Source organism: Bradyrhizobium sp. Ghvi (genome assembly GCF_900115265.1).
GTDB lineage: Bacteria > Pseudomonadota > Alphaproteobacteria > Rhizobiales > Xanthobacteraceae > Bradyrhizobium.
Genome location: NZ_FOVU01000006.1, coordinates 366,756 through 382,378, shown reverse-complemented (window position 1 = coordinate 382,378; position 15,623 = coordinate 366,756). Strand labels below are relative to the sequence as shown.

The 15,623-nt window shown below is 65.5% G+C and carries 15 protein-coding genes; 7 read left to right on the top strand and 8 right to left on the bottom strand.

What is annotated here, in order from left to right; all coding sequences use genetic code 11:
• Window positions 1-23: 23 nt before the first annotated feature.
• Window positions 24-1,490 (top strand): FecR family protein, encoded by a 1,467-nt coding sequence (locus tag BM374_RS24705; protein ID WP_177248517.1) that lies wholly within the window; start codon window positions 24-26, stop codon window positions 1,488-1,490.
• A 235-nt stretch (window positions 1,491-1,725) separates the two neighbouring features.
• Here BM374_RS24705 and BM374_RS24700 read toward each other — a convergent pair whose 3' ends face one another.
• Both BM374_RS24700 and asd read right to left on the bottom strand, forming a co-directional pair.
• Window positions 1,726-2,295 (bottom strand): NUDIX hydrolase, encoded by a 570-nt coding sequence (locus tag BM374_RS24700; protein WP_092297920.1) that lies wholly within the window; start codon window positions 2,293-2,295, stop codon window positions 1,726-1,728.
• Between the two features lie 68 nt (window positions 2,296-2,363).
• Window positions 2,364-3,227, bottom strand: coding sequence for an archaetidylserine decarboxylase (asd, locus tag BM374_RS24695; RefSeq protein WP_092297916.1), 864 nt, complete (start codon window positions 3,225-3,227; stop codon window positions 2,364-2,366).
• A gap of 35 nt (window positions 3,228-3,262) precedes the next feature.
• Between asd and BM374_RS24690 the strand changes: the two genes are divergently transcribed.
• Complete coding sequence (locus BM374_RS24690) at window positions 3,263-4,927, top strand: aminotransferase class III-fold pyridoxal phosphate-dependent enzyme (protein WP_092297914.1); 1,665 nt, start codon at window positions 3,263-3,265, stop codon at window positions 4,925-4,927.
• Between the two features lie 197 nt (window positions 4,928-5,124).
• Here the strand turns inward: BM374_RS24690 and BM374_RS24685 are convergent, their stop codons facing one another.
• The 3 genes from BM374_RS24685 to BM374_RS24675 all read right to left on the bottom strand — a co-directional run bounded on the left by BM374_RS24685 (window position 5,125) and on the right by BM374_RS24675 (window position 7,710).
• Window positions 5,125-5,784 carry a hypothetical protein gene (locus BM374_RS24685; protein WP_092297911.1) on the bottom strand — a complete coding sequence of 220 codons (660 nt, stop codon included), beginning with the start codon at window positions 5,782-5,784 and terminating at the stop codon, window positions 5,125-5,127.
• A gap of 151 nt (window positions 5,785-5,935) precedes the next feature.
• Window positions 5,936-6,625: a class I SAM-dependent methyltransferase gene (locus tag BM374_RS24680; RefSeq protein ID WP_092297908.1), complete on the bottom strand. Its 690-nt coding sequence runs from the start codon at window positions 6,623-6,625 to the stop codon at window positions 5,936-5,938.
• 32 nt (window positions 6,626-6,657) lie between these two features.
• Complete coding sequence (locus BM374_RS24675; protein ID WP_092297905.1) at window positions 6,658-7,710, bottom strand: glycosyltransferase family 4 protein; 1,053 nt, start codon at window positions 7,708-7,710, stop codon at window positions 6,658-6,660.
• Between the two features lie 274 nt (window positions 7,711-7,984).
• Between BM374_RS24675 and BM374_RS24670 the strand changes: the two genes are divergently transcribed.
• A complete protein-coding gene (locus BM374_RS24670) occupies window positions 7,985-8,680 on the top strand; it encodes a L,D-transpeptidase (RefSeq protein WP_092297902.1) in 696 nt (231 codons plus the stop codon).
• A gap of 79 nt (window positions 8,681-8,759) precedes the next feature.
• Here BM374_RS24670 and pcaB read toward each other — a convergent pair whose 3' ends face one another.
• Window positions 8,760-10,100 carry a 3-carboxy-cis,cis-muconate cycloisomerase gene (gene pcaB / locus BM374_RS24665; protein WP_092298068.1) on the bottom strand — a complete coding sequence of 447 codons (1,341 nt, stop codon included), beginning with the start codon at window positions 10,098-10,100 and terminating at the stop codon, window positions 8,760-8,762.
• Between the two features lie 102 nt (window positions 10,101-10,202).
• Between pcaB and BM374_RS24660 the strand changes: the two genes are divergently transcribed.
• Window positions 10,203-10,736 carry a GNAT family N-acetyltransferase gene (locus BM374_RS24660; RefSeq protein WP_092297899.1) on the top strand — a complete coding sequence of 178 codons (534 nt, stop codon included), beginning with the start codon at window positions 10,203-10,205 and terminating at the stop codon, window positions 10,734-10,736.
• A gap of 36 nt (window positions 10,737-10,772) precedes the next feature.
• Here the strand turns inward: BM374_RS24660 and BM374_RS24655 are convergent, their stop codons facing one another.
• Window positions 10,773-11,024 (bottom strand): hypothetical protein, encoded by a 252-nt coding sequence (locus BM374_RS24655; protein ID WP_092297896.1) that lies wholly within the window; start codon window positions 11,022-11,024, stop codon window positions 10,773-10,775.
• Complete coding sequence (locus BM374_RS24650) at window positions 11,021-11,803, bottom strand: DUF899 domain-containing protein (protein WP_177248504.1); 783 nt, start codon at window positions 11,801-11,803, stop codon at window positions 11,021-11,023. The genes BM374_RS24655 and BM374_RS24650 overlap by 4 nt, the downstream gene beginning before the upstream one ends.
• A 102-nt stretch (window positions 11,804-11,905) precedes the next feature.
• Between BM374_RS24650 and BM374_RS24645 the strand changes: the two genes are divergently transcribed.
• The 3 genes from BM374_RS24645 (at window position 11,906) to BM374_RS24635 (ending at window position 15,527) form a co-directional block, all read left to right on the top strand.
• Window positions 11,906-13,126, top strand: a complete 1,221-nt coding sequence (locus tag BM374_RS24645) for a winged helix-turn-helix domain-containing protein (RefSeq protein ID WP_092297893.1) — start codon at window positions 11,906-11,908, stop codon at window positions 13,124-13,126.
• 86 nt (window positions 13,127-13,212) lie between these two features.
• Window positions 13,213-13,851: a Vgb family protein gene (locus BM374_RS24640; RefSeq protein WP_092297890.1), complete on the top strand. Its 639-nt coding sequence runs from the start codon at window positions 13,213-13,215 to the stop codon at window positions 13,849-13,851.
• 110 nt (window positions 13,852-13,961) lie between these two features.
• A complete protein-coding gene (locus BM374_RS24635) occupies window positions 13,962-15,527 on the top strand; it encodes a DUF4403 family protein (RefSeq protein ID WP_092297886.1) in 1,566 nt (521 codons plus the stop codon).
• Window positions 15,528-15,623: the final 96 nt, after the last annotated feature.

Below are 15,623 nucleotides of genomic sequence, written 5' to 3'. Positions count from 1 at the left end.
CCGGGACCTCATTCGTGGATTTGATGGTGGCTTGGCGCCGCATCGTGTTCGCTTTGCCGCTGCTGGCGCTGCCGCTGGCGGGCGCGAACAGCGCGTGCGCATCCGATACAGTCGAGCTCGCGCAAGCCCAAATACAAGCCCAAGTCCAAGCCCAAGGACAAGCCCAAATACAAGCTCAGCCGCAAGCGCAGCCGACGCCGGCGCCCTCCCCGGCGCCATCGGCCTCGCCCGCGCCGGCCACCGATGCCCAACCCGCCGCTGTGGAGCCGATCGGCAACGTCGCGACCGTGACGGGAATCGCGACCGTGATCCGCGACAAGAATTCCTATCCGCTGAAGGTGCGCGACGACATCTACCTCAACGACGTCGTACAGACGTCCTCGAACTCCTCGCTCGGCATCACCTTCAACGACGCCACCACGTTCAATCTCTCCGCCAGCTCCAAGATCACGATCGACAACTACGTCTACGAGGACGGCGGCAAGCAGAATTCTGCGATCTTCGACATCGGCAAGGGCACCGTCGCCTTCGTTGCCGCAGCCGTGGCGAAGACCGGCGACATGAAGATCGCAACACCGACCGCGACGCTCGGCATTCGCGGCACCACCGGCGTCGTCGACGTGCCCGAGAACGCGGCCGCGACCGGCGCCAACAACGTCAACATCAAGCTCTATCCCGACGCCGACGGCCGGGTCGGCCATATCGAGGTCAACGATCGCACCAGCGGCTCGCGGCTCGGTTCACTCACGCAGGCCGCGAGCGGGTTTGCGATCCGGCCGGGCGCGGCCGGCCCAGGCGGCATGCGCTTTGCGGCCGTGCCGATCACGATTCCACCGCAGCAGATTGCGCGCGACCGCGGCTTCGTCAGTCAGGTGCATGCGGCGCAGACCACCGGCCGCCAGATCGTCACCGAGCAGCGCGACTTCCGCCGTAACAATCCAGGTGCGCTCAGCCGCATTCCACGCCCGGCGCAGCCGCCGCAGCAACAGCAATTGCATCCGGCAACGCCGCCGAACCAGCAGCCGCAGCGGCCGAACGGCCAGCCGGGCCAGAACAACCGTCCGGGCCAGCAGCCGCCTGGCGCGCAGACGCCGGGCCGGCAAGGCGGCGCCGCTCAACCGGGCACCCCGCGCGCGGGCCAAGCTCCGCAGCAACAAGCTCCCCAGCAAAATGGTCCGCAGCAACCCGGCCAGCGGCAGGGTCAAGGACAGCCGGCTGCCCAGCCACGCACCGGACAAGGCACGCAACCCGGCGCCACGCCGCGGACGCAGCCACCGCGCAGCGGACAACCTCCGCAGCGGCCAGGCGCGGTCACGCCCCAACCAGGCACGACGCCACAGCCGCAAGCGCCGCGCACCGGATTGCAGCCCGGCCCGCAGCCGGTCGTCCGGCCGCAACAAGGCGGCGTGCAGCAGCGCCTGCCCGGCGTCCAACGCCCCGCCGTGCCGCGCAGACCAGCGCCGGCTCCGAAGGACAAGAAGCAGCGGTAGTTCGCTTTCTTCCTTCTCCCCTTGTGGGAGAAGGTGGCGCGAAGCGCCGGATGAGGGGTTGCTTCAGCAAGCTCTGATGAAGAGATTCCAGCGCGGAGAGACACCCCTCACCCGTCTCGCCTTACGCGGCGAGCCACCCTCTCGCACAAGGGGCCCACAGGGGAAGAGGTGCAGCGTCAGCGTGCCTCTTCGCTGCGCTCGCAATGACGGCGTGGAGAGAGACGAGCGGAAAACCTCACGCCTCGCCGCGCAACCAGGCTCGCACCTTCTGCAACAGGCCATGCCTGAGTTCGTCGACCGAGGCGGCTTCGGCGGGCGTCAACGTCTGCAAGGCGGCATCGATATCATCGGCCACCAGCGTGGGCGTCGGCTCCGTCGCCGTCGCAGGCATGAGCCCCGCCGCCGCGATTGCGATCGGACCGACCTGGGTGAGGAACGCACGCTCATATTCGCGCGACAGACGCGCAAGCGCGTCGTCCAACGTCAGCCAGTCGACCGCCTTGATGTCGCTCATCAGCTTGCGGACCGGGCCGCCCTCGGCCTCCATCCGCCAGAAATGCACGACTTTCGAGCGCCCGCCCGACTGGTAGACCAGCGTACCCAGGAATTCGTGAATGGCGACGTCATGGCCGGTCTCCTCCAGCACCTCGCGGTGCGCGGCCTCTTTCGGCGTCTCGCCGTCGTCGAGCTTGCCCTTGGGCAGCACCCATTCATTGCGCTTGCGCTGCCGCACGACGGCAATCAGCGGCGCCTCGCCACTCCGCAGCACAATCCCACCTGCCGCCATCACCGGCGCTCGCGCCATCACAATCCTGTCGTATCGTCTGACCGTCTCCGCAGGCGATATAGGCGCCCGACACGGCGGAATGAAGACTAGCTCCGCCGAAGCAGCGCCTGACCTGCGCGAATACGCGTTCCTTCGGTGATCCCGTCGCAGAACGAAAAGTCGCCGGGCGCGAGGATGATGATGGTCGAGCCGTGCTCGAACCAGCCGAGCTCCTCGCCCTTGGCCACGTTGACGTCGCAAGGAAAGTTGACCGGTCCCTTGGTCTGCGCGTTCAGCACCATGTCGAGGAAATGCAGCCGGATGCTGGCAACCAGGATCGCGGCGACCGGCACCAGTGTCACCGCTTCGCCGGTGGACAAACGCGTGCGGATCACCGCGCGCTCATTCTTGCAGAACAGGCGCTCGACTCTCTTCAAGGCGATCGGGTTGACGTTCCAGACATCGCCGTGGATCAGCGTGACGCGCTCGATATGCGCGTCATAGGGCGCGTGGAAACGGTGATACATGCTCGAGGTCAGCCGCAGCGTGACAAAGCTGCCGTCGCGGTGCTGGTCGACGAGTGCGGGATCGCCGAGCAGATCGAGCAGCGAATAGGGAGCGCCCTTGACCTGGAACAGCTCGGTATCCGCGATCCGGCCGTGGGCACCAACAATGCCGTCGGAGGGACTCGCAACCACTGACGGATCCGGATCAAAAGGCCGAAGTCCCGGCTTCAGCTCGCGCGTGAAGCAATCGTGCAAGCTCGTGAAATGGGTCTTGCGCGCCTCCGACAGGTCGAGGTCGGAGAACAGCTTCCACAGCGCGATGGAAAAATCCCGCACCAGCGGATTCCTGATCTTGGAGAACCAGCCCATGAAGCGGGTGAGGCCCGCGCGAGGGATGCGGTTGGTCAACAGGAAGTTGAGGTCTTCCTGCTGGGTGAAAGAGGCGATGAGGGCTTTGACTGTCATGAATCTGTCAGCTCACAGGTTTAGCGCTGGTTGTCATGGAAACGACACTCCCGATTCTCTCGATGTCCGTGGCCGCCGCAGCATCCGCTGCCGCCGTCCTCCCGAAGATCAAGGCGCGGGTCGAACTGTCCCGCGCCAAGCACCGCTCGCTCGCCGGCCACTCCAAGATGTCGCGTCGGGTGGCAAAGCTGCTGCCCTTCTACGAGTTCGATGGCGACAAATATTTCGGCTGCGATGGTGCACCTGATGACGTGGTGAAGCAGCGCAAGGACGCTTTCTTCCGGCTCGCTGCTCTCTACGCCGAGCGCTACCCCAAGGGCCGTGCGATGACGCAGCAAGCGGCCGAGTCCATCTCGGACCTCAACTTCACCGAAAGCTATCGCGTGCCGTTCCAGTTCTCGCGGCTCGTCCGCGAACATCTGGGCACCTCGACCTTCATGGATTCGTCGAGCGGCGTCACCGTGACCGATGTCGACGGCAACATTTCGTATGACCTCACGGGGTCCTACGGCGTCAACATCTTCGGCAACGACTTCTACAAGGAGTGCATCGAGGGCTCCGAGAAACGTGCGCATGCGCTCGGTCCCGTGCTCGGCCCCTATCACCCCGTCATCCTCGAGAACGTCCAGCGGCTCTGCAAGATCTCTGGTCTCGACGAGGTCTCGTTTCACATGTCCGGCACTGAAGCCGTGATGCAGGCGGTGCGGCTGGCGCGCTACCACACCAAGCGCACGCATCTCGTCCGTTTCGCCGGCGCCTATCACGGCTGGTGGGGCGACGTGCAGCCCGGCGTCGGCAATCCAATTCCCGCACACGAGACCTATACGCTCTCCGAGATGTCGGAGAAGACGTTGCATGTGCTGGGCACGCGCAAGGACATCGCCTGCGTGCTGGTCAATCCGCTGCAAGGCCTGCATCCGAACGTCAACGCGCCCGGCGATTCCTCGCTGGTCGATTCCTCCCGCGGCGGCAATTTTGATCGCGCGGCTTACACGGCGTGGCTGAAGAAGCTGCGCGAAGTCTGTGACCGGCGCGGCATCGTGCTGATCTTCGACGAGGTGTTCGTCGGCTTCCGTCTCGCCGTCGGCGGCGCCCAGGAATATTTCGGCGTCAAGGCCGACATGGTGACTTACGGCAAGAGCCTCGCCGGTGGTCTGCCGGTCGGCGTGGTCTGCGGCAAGCGCGAATTGATGCGCCGCTTCCGCGACGATCGCCCCGCCGACATCTGCTTCGCGCGCGGCACCTTCAACTCGCACCCTTACGTCATGACGGCGATGGACGAGTTTTTGAGCCGGCTCGCCAGCCCGAATTTCCGCGCCATTTATGACGATCTCGACGCGACCTGGAACGGTCGCGTGCAGAAGCTCAACCAGATGATGAGCGATGCCGACCTCCCGGTGCGGTTCGCCAATTTCTCGTCGATCTGGACGGTGAAATACACCATTCCGTCCCGCTACAACTGGATGCTGCAATATTACCTGCGCGCCGAGGGGCTGGCGCTGAGCTGGGTCGGCACCGGCCGGCTGATCTTCAGCCTCAACTACACCGACGCCGACTTCACTGAGGTCGCCGACCGCTTCGTCCGCGCCGCCGAGAAGATGAAGGCCGATGGCTTCTGGTGGCACGACGGCGCGCTCACCAACAAGAATATCAAGCGGCAGATCTTGAAAGAGATGCTGACCAAGCGATTTGGGCGCTGAGGCTCTTCCCCACACCACAACCGTCATTCCGGGGCGATGCAAGGCATCGAACCCGGAATCTCGAGATTCCGGGTTCGGCTCTTCGAGCCGCCCCGGAATGACGGCGCTTGCAGCAACCTCCAAGACGTGGATGCCCGGCACAAAGCCGGGCATGACGTAACCATCAGGCATCGGAGTGTTTGCTCGGGGCAGCGTGCTCAGGCGTGCTGCTCTTCCAGCGCGGGCTCAGCAATCAGGCCCAGCGTATGCTCGGGGTTGAGATGCAGGCCGGGGTCCATCAGTTCGCCACGCATCAGGGCGAGTGGAGCGCCGCGATAGAGCATGAGGTCGTGGAACGGATCGGTCAGGATCTTGGTCATCCAGACGAGGCCGGTCTCGACGTCGCGGATGAAGAACAGGTGCACGGTGCGGAACAAAAGACCGCCGCCCCCGACCACCAGCCAGATCTTGGCAACCTGCCGCATGAAGTCGGTCGCGCTCGCCCAGGGCGTGAACAGGCCGAACAGCGTCGGATCTGCGAACAGCACCAGCGGCGAGGCCGCCCAGATCGCCATCAGCACGACCTTGCGCTGAAGGTTGTAGCCGACCTTGATCTCTTCCTTGTATTCGTGCGTCGCCTGGTTGATGTGGTCGTAATCGTGCGGCTCGAAGAAGAAGTGACCGGCCTGGCGCGAGGTCATCGAGATCAGCCAGCCGACCAGCGCCGAGATCACGGGATCGACGAACAGCCAGACATAGGCGAAGAGAAAGCTCAGCGCGCTGATGAAGTGCAGGCTCTGATTGATGCGGCTGTGGTGATAGTAGCGATGGTCGTCCCAGCGCTGGATCCGCAGCTGCTCGAGATAATTCTTGATCATGCTCTCCCCCAAAATGCTTCGGGTTCGGGATTTACAGAGATTCGATGTACGCGGTGTGACATCATCATTTTGTCATGTGACGACGCGCAGCGACGCGGTGACGCACGCGAACGCGTGAACGACGGAGTGCGCCGCCGCTCCCCAGCGTTGTTCAGGCCGCCTTGGCGATATCGACCTTGCGGAAGCGCACCAGCGAGAAATGGCCGAGCGGCGGTATCAGACGGCGTTCGGCGAGCTCGACGCCCTTGGCGCCGGCGAGCCATTTGGCATAGCGCGACCAGGCGAACTCGGCGGTGCGGAAGCCGAGCGGACGCACCACCGGCTGCAGCTTCTGCTCGATGAACCGGCGCATGCCGGTGTCGGCGCTGACGCGGGTGAGGATGATCAGCTCGCCGCCGGGACGCAGCACGCGAGCGAATTCGTCGAGCGCCTTCTCCGGATTCGGCACGGCCGTGACGACATATTGCGCCATTACGACGTCGAAGGAATTGTCGGGGAATTCGAGCTTCTCGGCGTCCATCACCGCGAGGCCTTCCACATTCTTCAAATTGCCCTCCTTGACGCGACGGCGCGCCTTGTCGAGCATCGCTTCCGAGATGTCGGTGCCGAAGATGCGCAGGTTCGGCGCATAAAGCGGCAGCGAGATGCCGGTGCCGACGCCGACCTCGAGCACGCGCCCGCCGATCTTGTTGGTCGCCGCGATCGCCGCCTGCCGGCCCTTGGCGAACACACCGCCGAACACGAGATCGTAGACCGGCGCCCAGCGGTCATAGGCCTGCTCGACCGTGCCGCGGGTGAGGTCGAGCTGCTGGGTGCCGTCAAGGTTCATGATCTTAGCCATCGATGAGGTTCTCGCTGTGGGTCAAATATGGATCAGCCGCGCACCGGCCGCCGCGCCATGCGAGGCGAGGCGCGCAAGGCACGGCTGGGCTGAAGTGAGGTGAGGTTTCCGACGAACTGGCGCGCGCTGTTCTCCCAGGAGCGCTCCAGCGCAAAGTTTCGGCAGGTCTCGCGCGACATGGTGAGCGCGCGCAGGCATGCGGCGCGCAGATCATTGTCGATCGCGCCGATCGGATGGTCGGCGATGACGTCCTTCGGACCCGTCACTGGAAACGCCGCAACGGGCGTGCCGCAGGCGAGCGCCTCGAGCTGCACGACGCCAAAGGTATCGGTGAGACTCGGAAACACGAAAACGTCAGCGGCTGCTAGATGCGCGGTGAGATCCGCGCCCTTCTTTTCGCCGAGGAAGACGACATCGGGATATTTCTTCTCGAGCGCCGCCTTCTGCGGACCGTCGCCGACGACGACCTTGGTGCCGGGCAGATCGAGCGCGAGGAACGCCTCGAGATTCTTCTCCACGGCGACGCGGCCCATGGTCATGAAAATCGGACCCGGCAGGTCGAGCTTTGCCGGACTATCTGGATGGAACAGCTCGGTGTCGACGCCGCGCCCCCAGAAGCCGAGCCGCTTGAAGCCGCGGCCTGCAAGCTCCTGCCGCAGCGACGGCGTCGCCACCATGGTCATGGCGGCTGCATCGTGGAAGTGCCGCAGCACGGCGTAACCGACGGCAGCCGGAATGCCGGTCCGTACCGAGACGTATTCGGGAAAGCGCGTGGTGTAGGAGCTGGTGAAGGCAAGCCGGTTGCGGCGGCAATAGGCCCGGACTGCCCAACCGATCGGGCCTTCGGTGGCGATATGCAGCGCGTCCGGCGCGCACTTCTCGATCCGTCGCGCGATCTCCCGGGCCGAGGGCAGCGCGATGCGCAGGCCCGGATAGGTCGGCAGCGGCCAAGATCGGAAGCCATCCGGCGTCAGGAACTCGATCTCGACATCGAGGGCCTTGGCCGCGTTCGCCAGCGAGGTCAGCGTCCGCACCACGCCATTGACCTGCGGATGCCAGGCGTCGGTCGCGATCAATACCCGCATGGGGAAATCCCGAGAGTTTGATGATTCTCAGGCACCGACCATCAACGAAGGATATTTCAGGCGTGTGACGTCACAGAAGTGTCGGCCCATTGTTTTGTTCGTTAACGGCCCCCTGCGGCCACGAAACTGTCATGAAACAATCCTTTCCGCGACGAAACCGTTTTCGGTTTTCCGCGGAAACGTCCCGAAACCTTTTGCCGCTAGGAGTTTAGGCAACGGAGCACCGAAACGGTGCCAGGTGACCAAGAAACACCGAGCAAACAGGGGCGATCACATGTTCAGTCTGGACACGTTCAAAACGTATTCGCGCGCCGTTGCTTTTGGCGCAGCCGCGATCTCCGCAATCGCGCTCACCGGCCCGGCCAAGGCCGCACCCGTGCAGCTCTTCCCGTTCTTTCCGCCGCTACCAGTGATGACCGCGCCGCAGCCTTATCAGCCCTATCAGGCGCCGACCTACCAGGCCGCGCCCTCTGAAGACCAGGACGTCGCCGAGACGCCGGCGCGCTTCCGCCGCCAGACCGTCTCCTATGCAACGCGCGAGGCGCCGGGCACCATCATCATCGATACGCCCAACACCTATCTCTATTATGTGCTCGGAGGCGGCCAGGCCATCCGCTACGGCATCGGCGTCGGCCGCGACGGCTTCACCTGGTCCGGCACCCAGTCGGTGACCAAGAAGGCCGAGTGGCCGGATTGGACCCCGCCACCGGAAATGATCCAGCGCCAGCCCTATCTGCCGCGCCATATGGCCGGCGGCCCCGGCAACCCGTTAGGGGCCCGCGCCATGTATCTCGGCGGCACCGTCTACCGGATCCACGGCACCAACGCCCCCGACACGATCGGCAAGCACGTCTCCTCCGGCTGCATCCGCCTGACCAATGACGACGTCTCCGACCTCTACTCCCGCGTCAGCGTCGGCACCAAGGTGATCGTGCTGCCGATGACCGAGCGCCGCGCCGAGCTTCGGTAGGCGACGCTGTAAGCTCGATTTGAACGCAAAAGGCCCCGGTCACGCCGGAGCCTTTTTCGTATTGGGAAAGGCGATAGGGTCAGCCGCCCAGCACGCGATCGACCATCTGGCCGGAGAGGCCGAGATAATTGGCGGGGTCGCAATGGCGGCGGATGGCGTCGATGCCGCCGACCGCGGTGACGATCTCGGGGACGCCGGACAGGATGTCGGCGAGATCGCCGCCCTGCTCGATCGCCCTGCGGCAGGCATCGTAAACGACGTCATGCGCGTGTTGCCGCCCGAGCTTCGGCGCCGCCGCCATCATCACGGCTTCGGCGACGATGAGGCCGTGGGTCAGGCCGAGATTGGCGCGCATGCGGCTCTCATGCACGACGAGGCCGGCCAGCATGAACCTGGCGTTCGCAAGCGAGGACGCGGTGAGCAGAAAGCTCTCCGGCAGCGATACCCATTCCAGATGCCAGGGACCGGTGGCGCGCTCGAAATCGTGGATCATGCCGTCGAGCATGGTGGCGACGTGCTGGCGCACGGCCTTGGCGGCGGCGAGCATCAGCTCGCTCGAGATCGGATTGCGCTTCTGCGGCATGGTGGAGGACGCGCCGCGGCCATGGACGAAGGGCTCGGACAGCTCGCCGAACTCGGTCGCGCACATCAGCATCACGTCGGTTGCGATCTTGCCGAGCGTCCCCGTGATGAGGCCGAGCAGCGCCACCGCCTCGGCAATGCCGTCACGCGCGACATGCCAGGTGATCGGCGGCTGATTGAGGCCGAGCTCCTCGCAGAACAGGCGCTGCATCTCCAGCCCGCCCTCGCCGACTGAAGCGAGCGTGCCGGCGGCGCCGGAGAACTCGCCGAGCAGGATGCGCGGCCGCGCCTGCTCGACACGTTCGATATGCCGGTCGATCGAGGACAGCCAGATCGCGACCTTGTAGCCGAAGGTGACCGGCAGCGCCTGCTGCAGATGGGTGCGGCCGGCCATCGGCGTGTCGCGATGCTTGCGAGCGAGATCGGCGAGGATGGTGCGCAACTCCCCAAGGTCGCGCGCGACGATGTCGAGCGCGGCGCGGATCTGCAGCACGTTGGCGGTGTCCATGATGTCCTGCGTGGTCGCGCCCCAATGCACGTAGCGGCCGGCCTCGCCGGCGGCCTCGGACAATTGATGCACCAGCGGCAGGATCGGATAGCCGACGATCTCGGTCTCGTGGCGCAGCTTGTCGAAATCGAGCTTGATGGCGCGCGAGGCGGCATCGATGGCGGCCGCCGCATCCTTCGGCACCACGCCGGCGCGGCCTTGCGCCCGCGCAAGCGCCGCCTCCGTTTCCAGATAACGGCCGACCAGCGCTTCGTCCGAAAACACCGCGCGCATCTCGGCCGTGCCGAACATGTCGCGGAACAGGACGGAATCGAAAACGGTGCTCGCCATGGCGTTTCCCTTGATGTGTCTGTTGCGATCCATGTACGAACAAAGCTTGCCTCGGCGCAACCTGCATGGTCAGTTCGTTCCGGGACAACAGGTTTGAGACCAGTGCCGCACGCCACTCTCGAGATCAGGCTGCTCACCCGCGCAGACGCGGCGATTTACCGGCAGATCAGGCTGGAAGCGCTCGCCGCGCATCCCGAGGCCTTCGCCAGCACCTTCGCGCGTGAACAGGAAAAGCCTCTCCCATGGTTCGAGGAGCGCCTCACCATCTCGGACGTCTTCGGCGCCTTCATCGCCGGTGAACTCGTCGGCGTCGCCGGCTTCTGGCGGCAGGATGGTCCCCAGACCATGCACAAGGCCGATCTCTGGGGCATGTATGTACGATCATCGGCGGGGAGATCAGGCGTCGGCCGGCGTCTCGTCGACACGGTCATTGCCCATGCCGCAAAACACGTCGAAAAGCTCCAACTCTCCGTTGCGAGCCAGAACGAGCCGGCGTTGCGCCTCTACAAAGCCGCCGGCTTCATCGAATACGGCCACGAGGTGAAGGCGCTGAAGCAGAACGGCCGATATTTCGATGAAGTCCTGATGGAAATGTTCGTCGACGCAAGCGACAAACAGCAAGGACGGCCCGGGTGAAACCGGGGCCGTCTTCGAGTTGCGCCGATGAACTGCCTACACCCGCCGGCCCGAGATCAGCCGCAGCCACGCCGCCGAGTGAAACGCGCTCATCAAGAGATACATCGGCACCATCCCGCCCATCGACAACCCGTGTCCGGCGTTGCAGACCATGTCCGCCGGGCCGCCACTGAAGACGGCCGTCAGCACGGCCATGACCGCGAAGGTCGGCGTGGCCGCAAGACCCAGCCAGCGGGCGAGGTGGGTTGCGGCCTCGCGGTTGGCGCCCACGGGATGGACGTCGCTCACTGCGCGCCCGGCGTGCGGAGCGCGATCTCGCCGGCGTCCGACACCTCGACCCACTTCTTGTCGGGCGCCGCGCCCTCCTCGTAGCTGTCGTGCCAGTTCCACCATTTGTAGGTCGGCGTCTGCGGATAGCCGGACGGCGAGTCCTCCCAGACCTCCTGCCGGCCGAGCGGGGTGATGTCGAGATAGTTCCAGGTGCCGCCCATCTGCTCGTCGCCGCGGCTCTTGATCAGATAGGTGCGGAAGATGCGCGTCCCGTCGCGATAGAACACGTTGGTCCCATGCCACTCGCCGACGCCGAAATCGGCATCGAAACTGTCGGTGATGGTGACCCACGGCATGGTCCAGCCCATCCGCGCCTTCAGCCTGCTGATATCGGCTTGCGGCGCGCGCGAGGCGAACACCAGCGTGGTGTCGCGGGCGTTCAGGTGCGAGACATGGGCGACCTGATCGGCCACCATGGAGCAACCGCGGCAGGCATGGTCGGGCCAACCGAACACGCCGGGCTCGAAGAAGGCCCGGTAGACGATCAACTGGCGCCGGCCCTGGAACAGATCGAGCAGACTGGCCTTGCCCGAGGGCGTGTCGAATGCGTAGGTTTTGTCCACTTCCATCCACGGCATGCGCCGGCGTTCGGCGGCGAGTGCGTCGCGGGCGCGGGTATGCGCCTTTTCCTTCACGAGCAGTTGCTGGCGGGCAGCTTCCCACTCCTGCGGCGACACCACCGGCGGTGTTTGCATGGCAACCTGTCCGTTAGTTCCTGCCTTGTCTGCTGATGTCATGATAGCTCTCCAAACCTCTTGCTCACCGCACATCGTCGGCCGCTGGCGAGTTCTGGCACCAAGCGGTTGCACGGTGGGAGTAACAATTGTGGCGGGATTTTCATGGAGTCGCTGATCATCGCCGCCGCGCGTGCGCTGGAGGCCGGCGATCCGCTCGGCGCGCTCAACCGTATCGCCTTGCGCAACGATGCGCCCTCGCTGGCGCTACGCGGCATCGCGATGGCGCAGCTCGGCGATCTCGCCAAAGCCAAGACGCTGCTGCGGAGCGCGGCGCGCGCCTTCAGTCCGCGCGAAGCCGTCGCACGCGCCAGATGCGTCGTCGCCGAGGCCGAAATCGCGCTGGTCTCGCGCGAGCTGAACTGGCCGCCCAGGGCGCTCGCGGCCGCGCGGGCGACGCTCGCAAGTCATGGCGATCTCGCCAACGCCGCCCATGCGGGCCATATCGAAGCCCGCCGGCTGCTCCTGCTCGGGCGGATCGACGAGGCCGAGCGCACGCTGGCCGAGATCGGCGCCTCGGCGCTGCCGCCGGCGTCTGTCGTCATTCGCGAGCTGGTCCTCGCGGGCATCGCCATCAGGCGGCTGAAGACGCAGGAAGCGCACGGCGCGCTCGACCGCGCAGGCAAGGCCGCGCGGCAGGCCGGCATCGCGGCACTCGTCGCCGAGGTCGACAGCGCGAACCTGATCCTGAATACACCGGCCGCGCGCCTGATCGCGCGCGGCGGTGAGCATCCGCTGCTGCTCGGCGAGGTCGAGCGGCTGGCGACCTCGACCGCGCTCGTCGTCGACACCTTCCATCATGTCGTGCGCAGGCAAGGCGTTGCGGTATCGCTGGGCACGCGGCCCGTGCTGTTCGCGCTCGCCCGCCTGCTGGCACAGGCCTGGCCCGCCGATGTCTCGCGCGAGGCATTGATAGCGGGTGCGTTTCAGGCCAGGCACGTCGACGAATCCCACCGCGCGCGCCTGCGCGTCGAGATCGGACGGCTTCGCACCCAGCTCAAGCCGCTCGCCGAGATCAGCGCGACCAAGCAGGGGTTCGAGCTCGCGCCGCGCAAGACAAACGACGTCCTGGTGCTGGCCCGCCCGGTCGAGGAGAAGCACGCCGCGGTGCTCGCCATTCTCGCCGACGGCGAGCCGTGGTCGAGCTCGGCGCTCGCGCTCGCGCTGCAAATGAGCGCGCGTTCGGTGCAGCGGGCGCTCGAAGAGTTGGCACGATCGAACAAGGTGCAGTCGTTCGGACACGGAAGGGCGCGGCGCTGGATGATCCCGCCCGTCCCGGGTTTCCCGACAGGCTTGTTACTCCCAACCCCGCTGTTTAAGGCGTAGGCTAAAGCATGATCCGGAAAAGTGTGCAGCGGTTTTCCGAGGAGATCATGCGTAAACAATAAAGCCGCATCACAGGGATCGAGCACATGAAGCGCTCCACGGCAGAGATCGTCACCGAATACGGCCCCTTTCCGGGCGTCGAGGCCGTGCATGGCGTCAGCTATGACGGCACCCATCTCTGGTTCGCATCGGGCGACAGGCTGAACGCCGTCAACCCCGCGAACGGCAAGATCGCGCGCTCGCTCGATGTCGCCGCGCATGCGGGCACGGCGTTCGACGGCCGGCACCTGTTCCAGATCGCCGAGGATCGCATCCAGAAGATCGACGCGGCGAGCGGCGCGGTCGTCAGCACGATTCCCGCCCCCGGCGGCGGCGGCGATTCCGGATTGGCCTGGGCCGAAGGCTCGCTCTGGGTCGGGCAATATCGCGACCGCAAGATCCATCAAATCGACCCCGATACCGGCAAGATTCTCCGCACCATCGAGAGCAAGCGCTTCGTGACCGGGGTGACCTGGGTCGACGGCGAGCTCTGGCACGGCACCTGGGAAGGCGAGGACAGCGACGTCAGACGGATCGATCCTGATACCGGCAAGGTGCTCGAGCAGCTCGATATGCCCGAGGGCACGATGGTCTCGGGTCTGGAATCCGACGGCGGCGATCGCCTGTTTTGCGGCGGCGGCTCTAGCGGCAAGGTGAGAGCGGTGCGGCGCCCAAAGCGCAGCTAGGCAGAGGCCGCTGCCGTTAACCCGTTTGCCGCAATTCCACCCCACCGATGCGCTCTAGCGCCCTGCTCGCCTGCCCTGTAAAATCCTGCTCGGGGCGGCTTGGGGGATTGATGCGACTGACGTTGAACTTGAAGACTGTCCTGATCGCCGTTGCGGTGCTCGCGGGCTCGTTTTTCATCAGCCTGAAGGTCATGGACCTGCTGTCGCCGCGCGCGACCAATTCGGCGCCGCCGGTCGCGGAGCTGCCACCGCTGCCGCCGGCCTCGAAAAGCTCGATCGTGGTGGCGCCGGTGGCGATCGCGGTGTCGGCGATCCGGGAGCAGGCCGAGAAGGCCGCACCGCGCAATTTTGCCGGCAAGGCCGAGAACCCGATCTCGCAAATCCTGGAAAATGCCGATATCGGCTGGACGGCTGCCCGTGGACCGATGTCGGCGACCGGCGACAAGGACGTGCTGACGCTGTCGACGCCGATCACCGGCAAGCTGAACGTGACGGGCTCGCTCTCGGCGAAAGCCACTGGCGCGCTCGGCGATGCGCTGAGCAGCGTGCTCGGCGGCGACGCGGCGAAGCGGATCGGCGCTGTCAACATCAAGAACCTGAATGCCAGTGCCGAGATCAAGGGCAACGTCGTCGTCACCTCGCGCCCGAAGCTGGCGGCTGCCTGGCATCTCGAGCCCAATCTCGGCGCGCAGGTCAATCTCGGCGACACCAACGTCAACGTAGCCGGCGCCAAGGTCAACGTTCCCGCGCAGGTGAAGCCGCTGATCGACAAGACGGTCGGCGATCAGCTCAACGTCGTCGCCGAGCGCATCCGCAACGATCCCAGCCTGCGCGAGAACGCGAAGCTGCAATGGGCCAAGGCCTGCCGCTCGATCCCGCTGCAAGGCGGTTCGTCGGCGGCGCTGCCCCCGCTCTGGCTCGAGATGAAGCCGACCCGCGCCATCGCGGCACAGCCACGCGTCGACGCCCAGGCCGTGACGCTGCTGCTCGGCCTCGAGGCCGAGACGCGGGTGACCTCGACGCCGACGAAGCCGGACTGCCCGTTCCCCGACAAGATCTCGATCGTGCCACCGACCGGCACCGGCGTGAACATCGGCGTTCCCATCGACGTGCCCTTCACCGAGATCAACAAGCTGATCGCGGCGCAAATGGTCGGGCACACCTATCCCGAGGACGGCTCTGGCCCGGTCGCGGTCACCGTGAAGAGCGTCAACGTCGTCCCCTCGGGTGAACGTTTGCTGATCTCGCTCTTGGTGCGCGCCAAGGAAAAGAAGAGCTGGCTCGGGCTCGGCGCCGAGGCCACCGTGCACATCTGGGGCCGGCCGATGCTCGACCAGGAGCAGCAGACGCTGCGGCTCGCCGACATCCAGCTTGCGGTGGAATCCGAGGCGGCCTTCGGTTTGCTCGGCGCCGCAGCCCGCGCGGTGGTGCCGCAGATGCAGCAGGCGCTGGTGCGGAAGGCCACGCTCGATTTGAAGCCGATCGCCGCCAACGCGCGCGAGAAAATCGCGGCTGCGATCGCCGACTACCAGAAGAGCGAGGATGGCCTCAAGGTCGAGGCCAATATCAGCAGCCTGACGCTGGCCGACATCGCCTTCGATTCCAAGACGCTGCGCGTCGTGGCGGAAGCCGGCGGCACATTGAACGTATATGTCACCAAGCTGCCGGGGATGTAGCGCGCTTTCATGCACGGAATCCGCGCAGCCTCTTATGGCTTGCGCCGCTGGCATTATCGTTGCAGGCTGCTAAGCTGATCGTCGCAACCTCCAACG

Excerpts from the sequence above, each read along its gene's own strand:
- BM374_RS24705 (WP_177248517.1), top strand. The coding sequence starts at position 24 with ATGGTGGCTTGGCGCCGCATCGTGTTCGCTTTGCCGCTGCTGGCGCTG.
- BM374_RS24700 (WP_092297920.1), bottom strand. The coding sequence starts at position 2,295 with ATGGCGCGAGCGCCGGTGATGGCGGCAGGTGGGATTGTGCTGCGGAGT.
- asd (WP_092297916.1), bottom strand. The coding sequence starts at position 3,227 with ATGACAGTCAAAGCCCTCATCGCCTCTTTCACCCAGCAGGAAGACCTC.
- BM374_RS24690 (WP_092297914.1), top strand. The coding sequence starts at position 3,263 with ATGGAAACGACACTCCCGATTCTCTCGATGTCCGTGGCCGCCGCAGCA.
- BM374_RS24685 (WP_092297911.1), bottom strand. The coding sequence starts at position 5,784 with ATGATCAAGAATTATCTCGAGCAGCTGCGGATCCAGCGCTGGGACGAC.
- BM374_RS24680 (WP_092297908.1), bottom strand. The coding sequence starts at position 6,625 with ATGGCTAAGATCATGAACCTTGACGGCACCCAGCAGCTCGACCTCACC.
- BM374_RS24675 (WP_092297905.1), bottom strand. The coding sequence starts at position 7,710 with ATGCGGGTATTGATCGCGACCGACGCCTGGCATCCGCAGGTCAATGGC.
- BM374_RS24670 (WP_092297902.1), top strand. The coding sequence starts at position 7,985 with ATGTTCAGTCTGGACACGTTCAAAACGTATTCGCGCGCCGTTGCTTTT.
- pcaB (WP_092298068.1), bottom strand. The coding sequence starts at position 10,100 with ATGGCGAGCACCGTTTTCGATTCCGTCCTGTTCCGCGACATGTTCGGC.
- BM374_RS24650 (WP_177248504.1), bottom strand. The coding sequence starts at position 11,803 with ATGACATCAGCAGACAAGGCAGGAACTAACGGACAGGTTGCCATGCAA.
- BM374_RS24645 (WP_092297893.1), top strand. The coding sequence starts at position 11,906 with ATGGAGTCGCTGATCATCGCCGCCGCGCGTGCGCTGGAGGCCGGCGAT.
- BM374_RS24640 (WP_092297890.1), top strand. The coding sequence starts at position 13,213 with ATGAAGCGCTCCACGGCAGAGATCGTCACCGAATACGGCCCCTTTCCG.
- BM374_RS24635 (WP_092297886.1), top strand. The coding sequence starts at position 13,962 with ATGCGACTGACGTTGAACTTGAAGACTGTCCTGATCGCCGTTGCGGTG.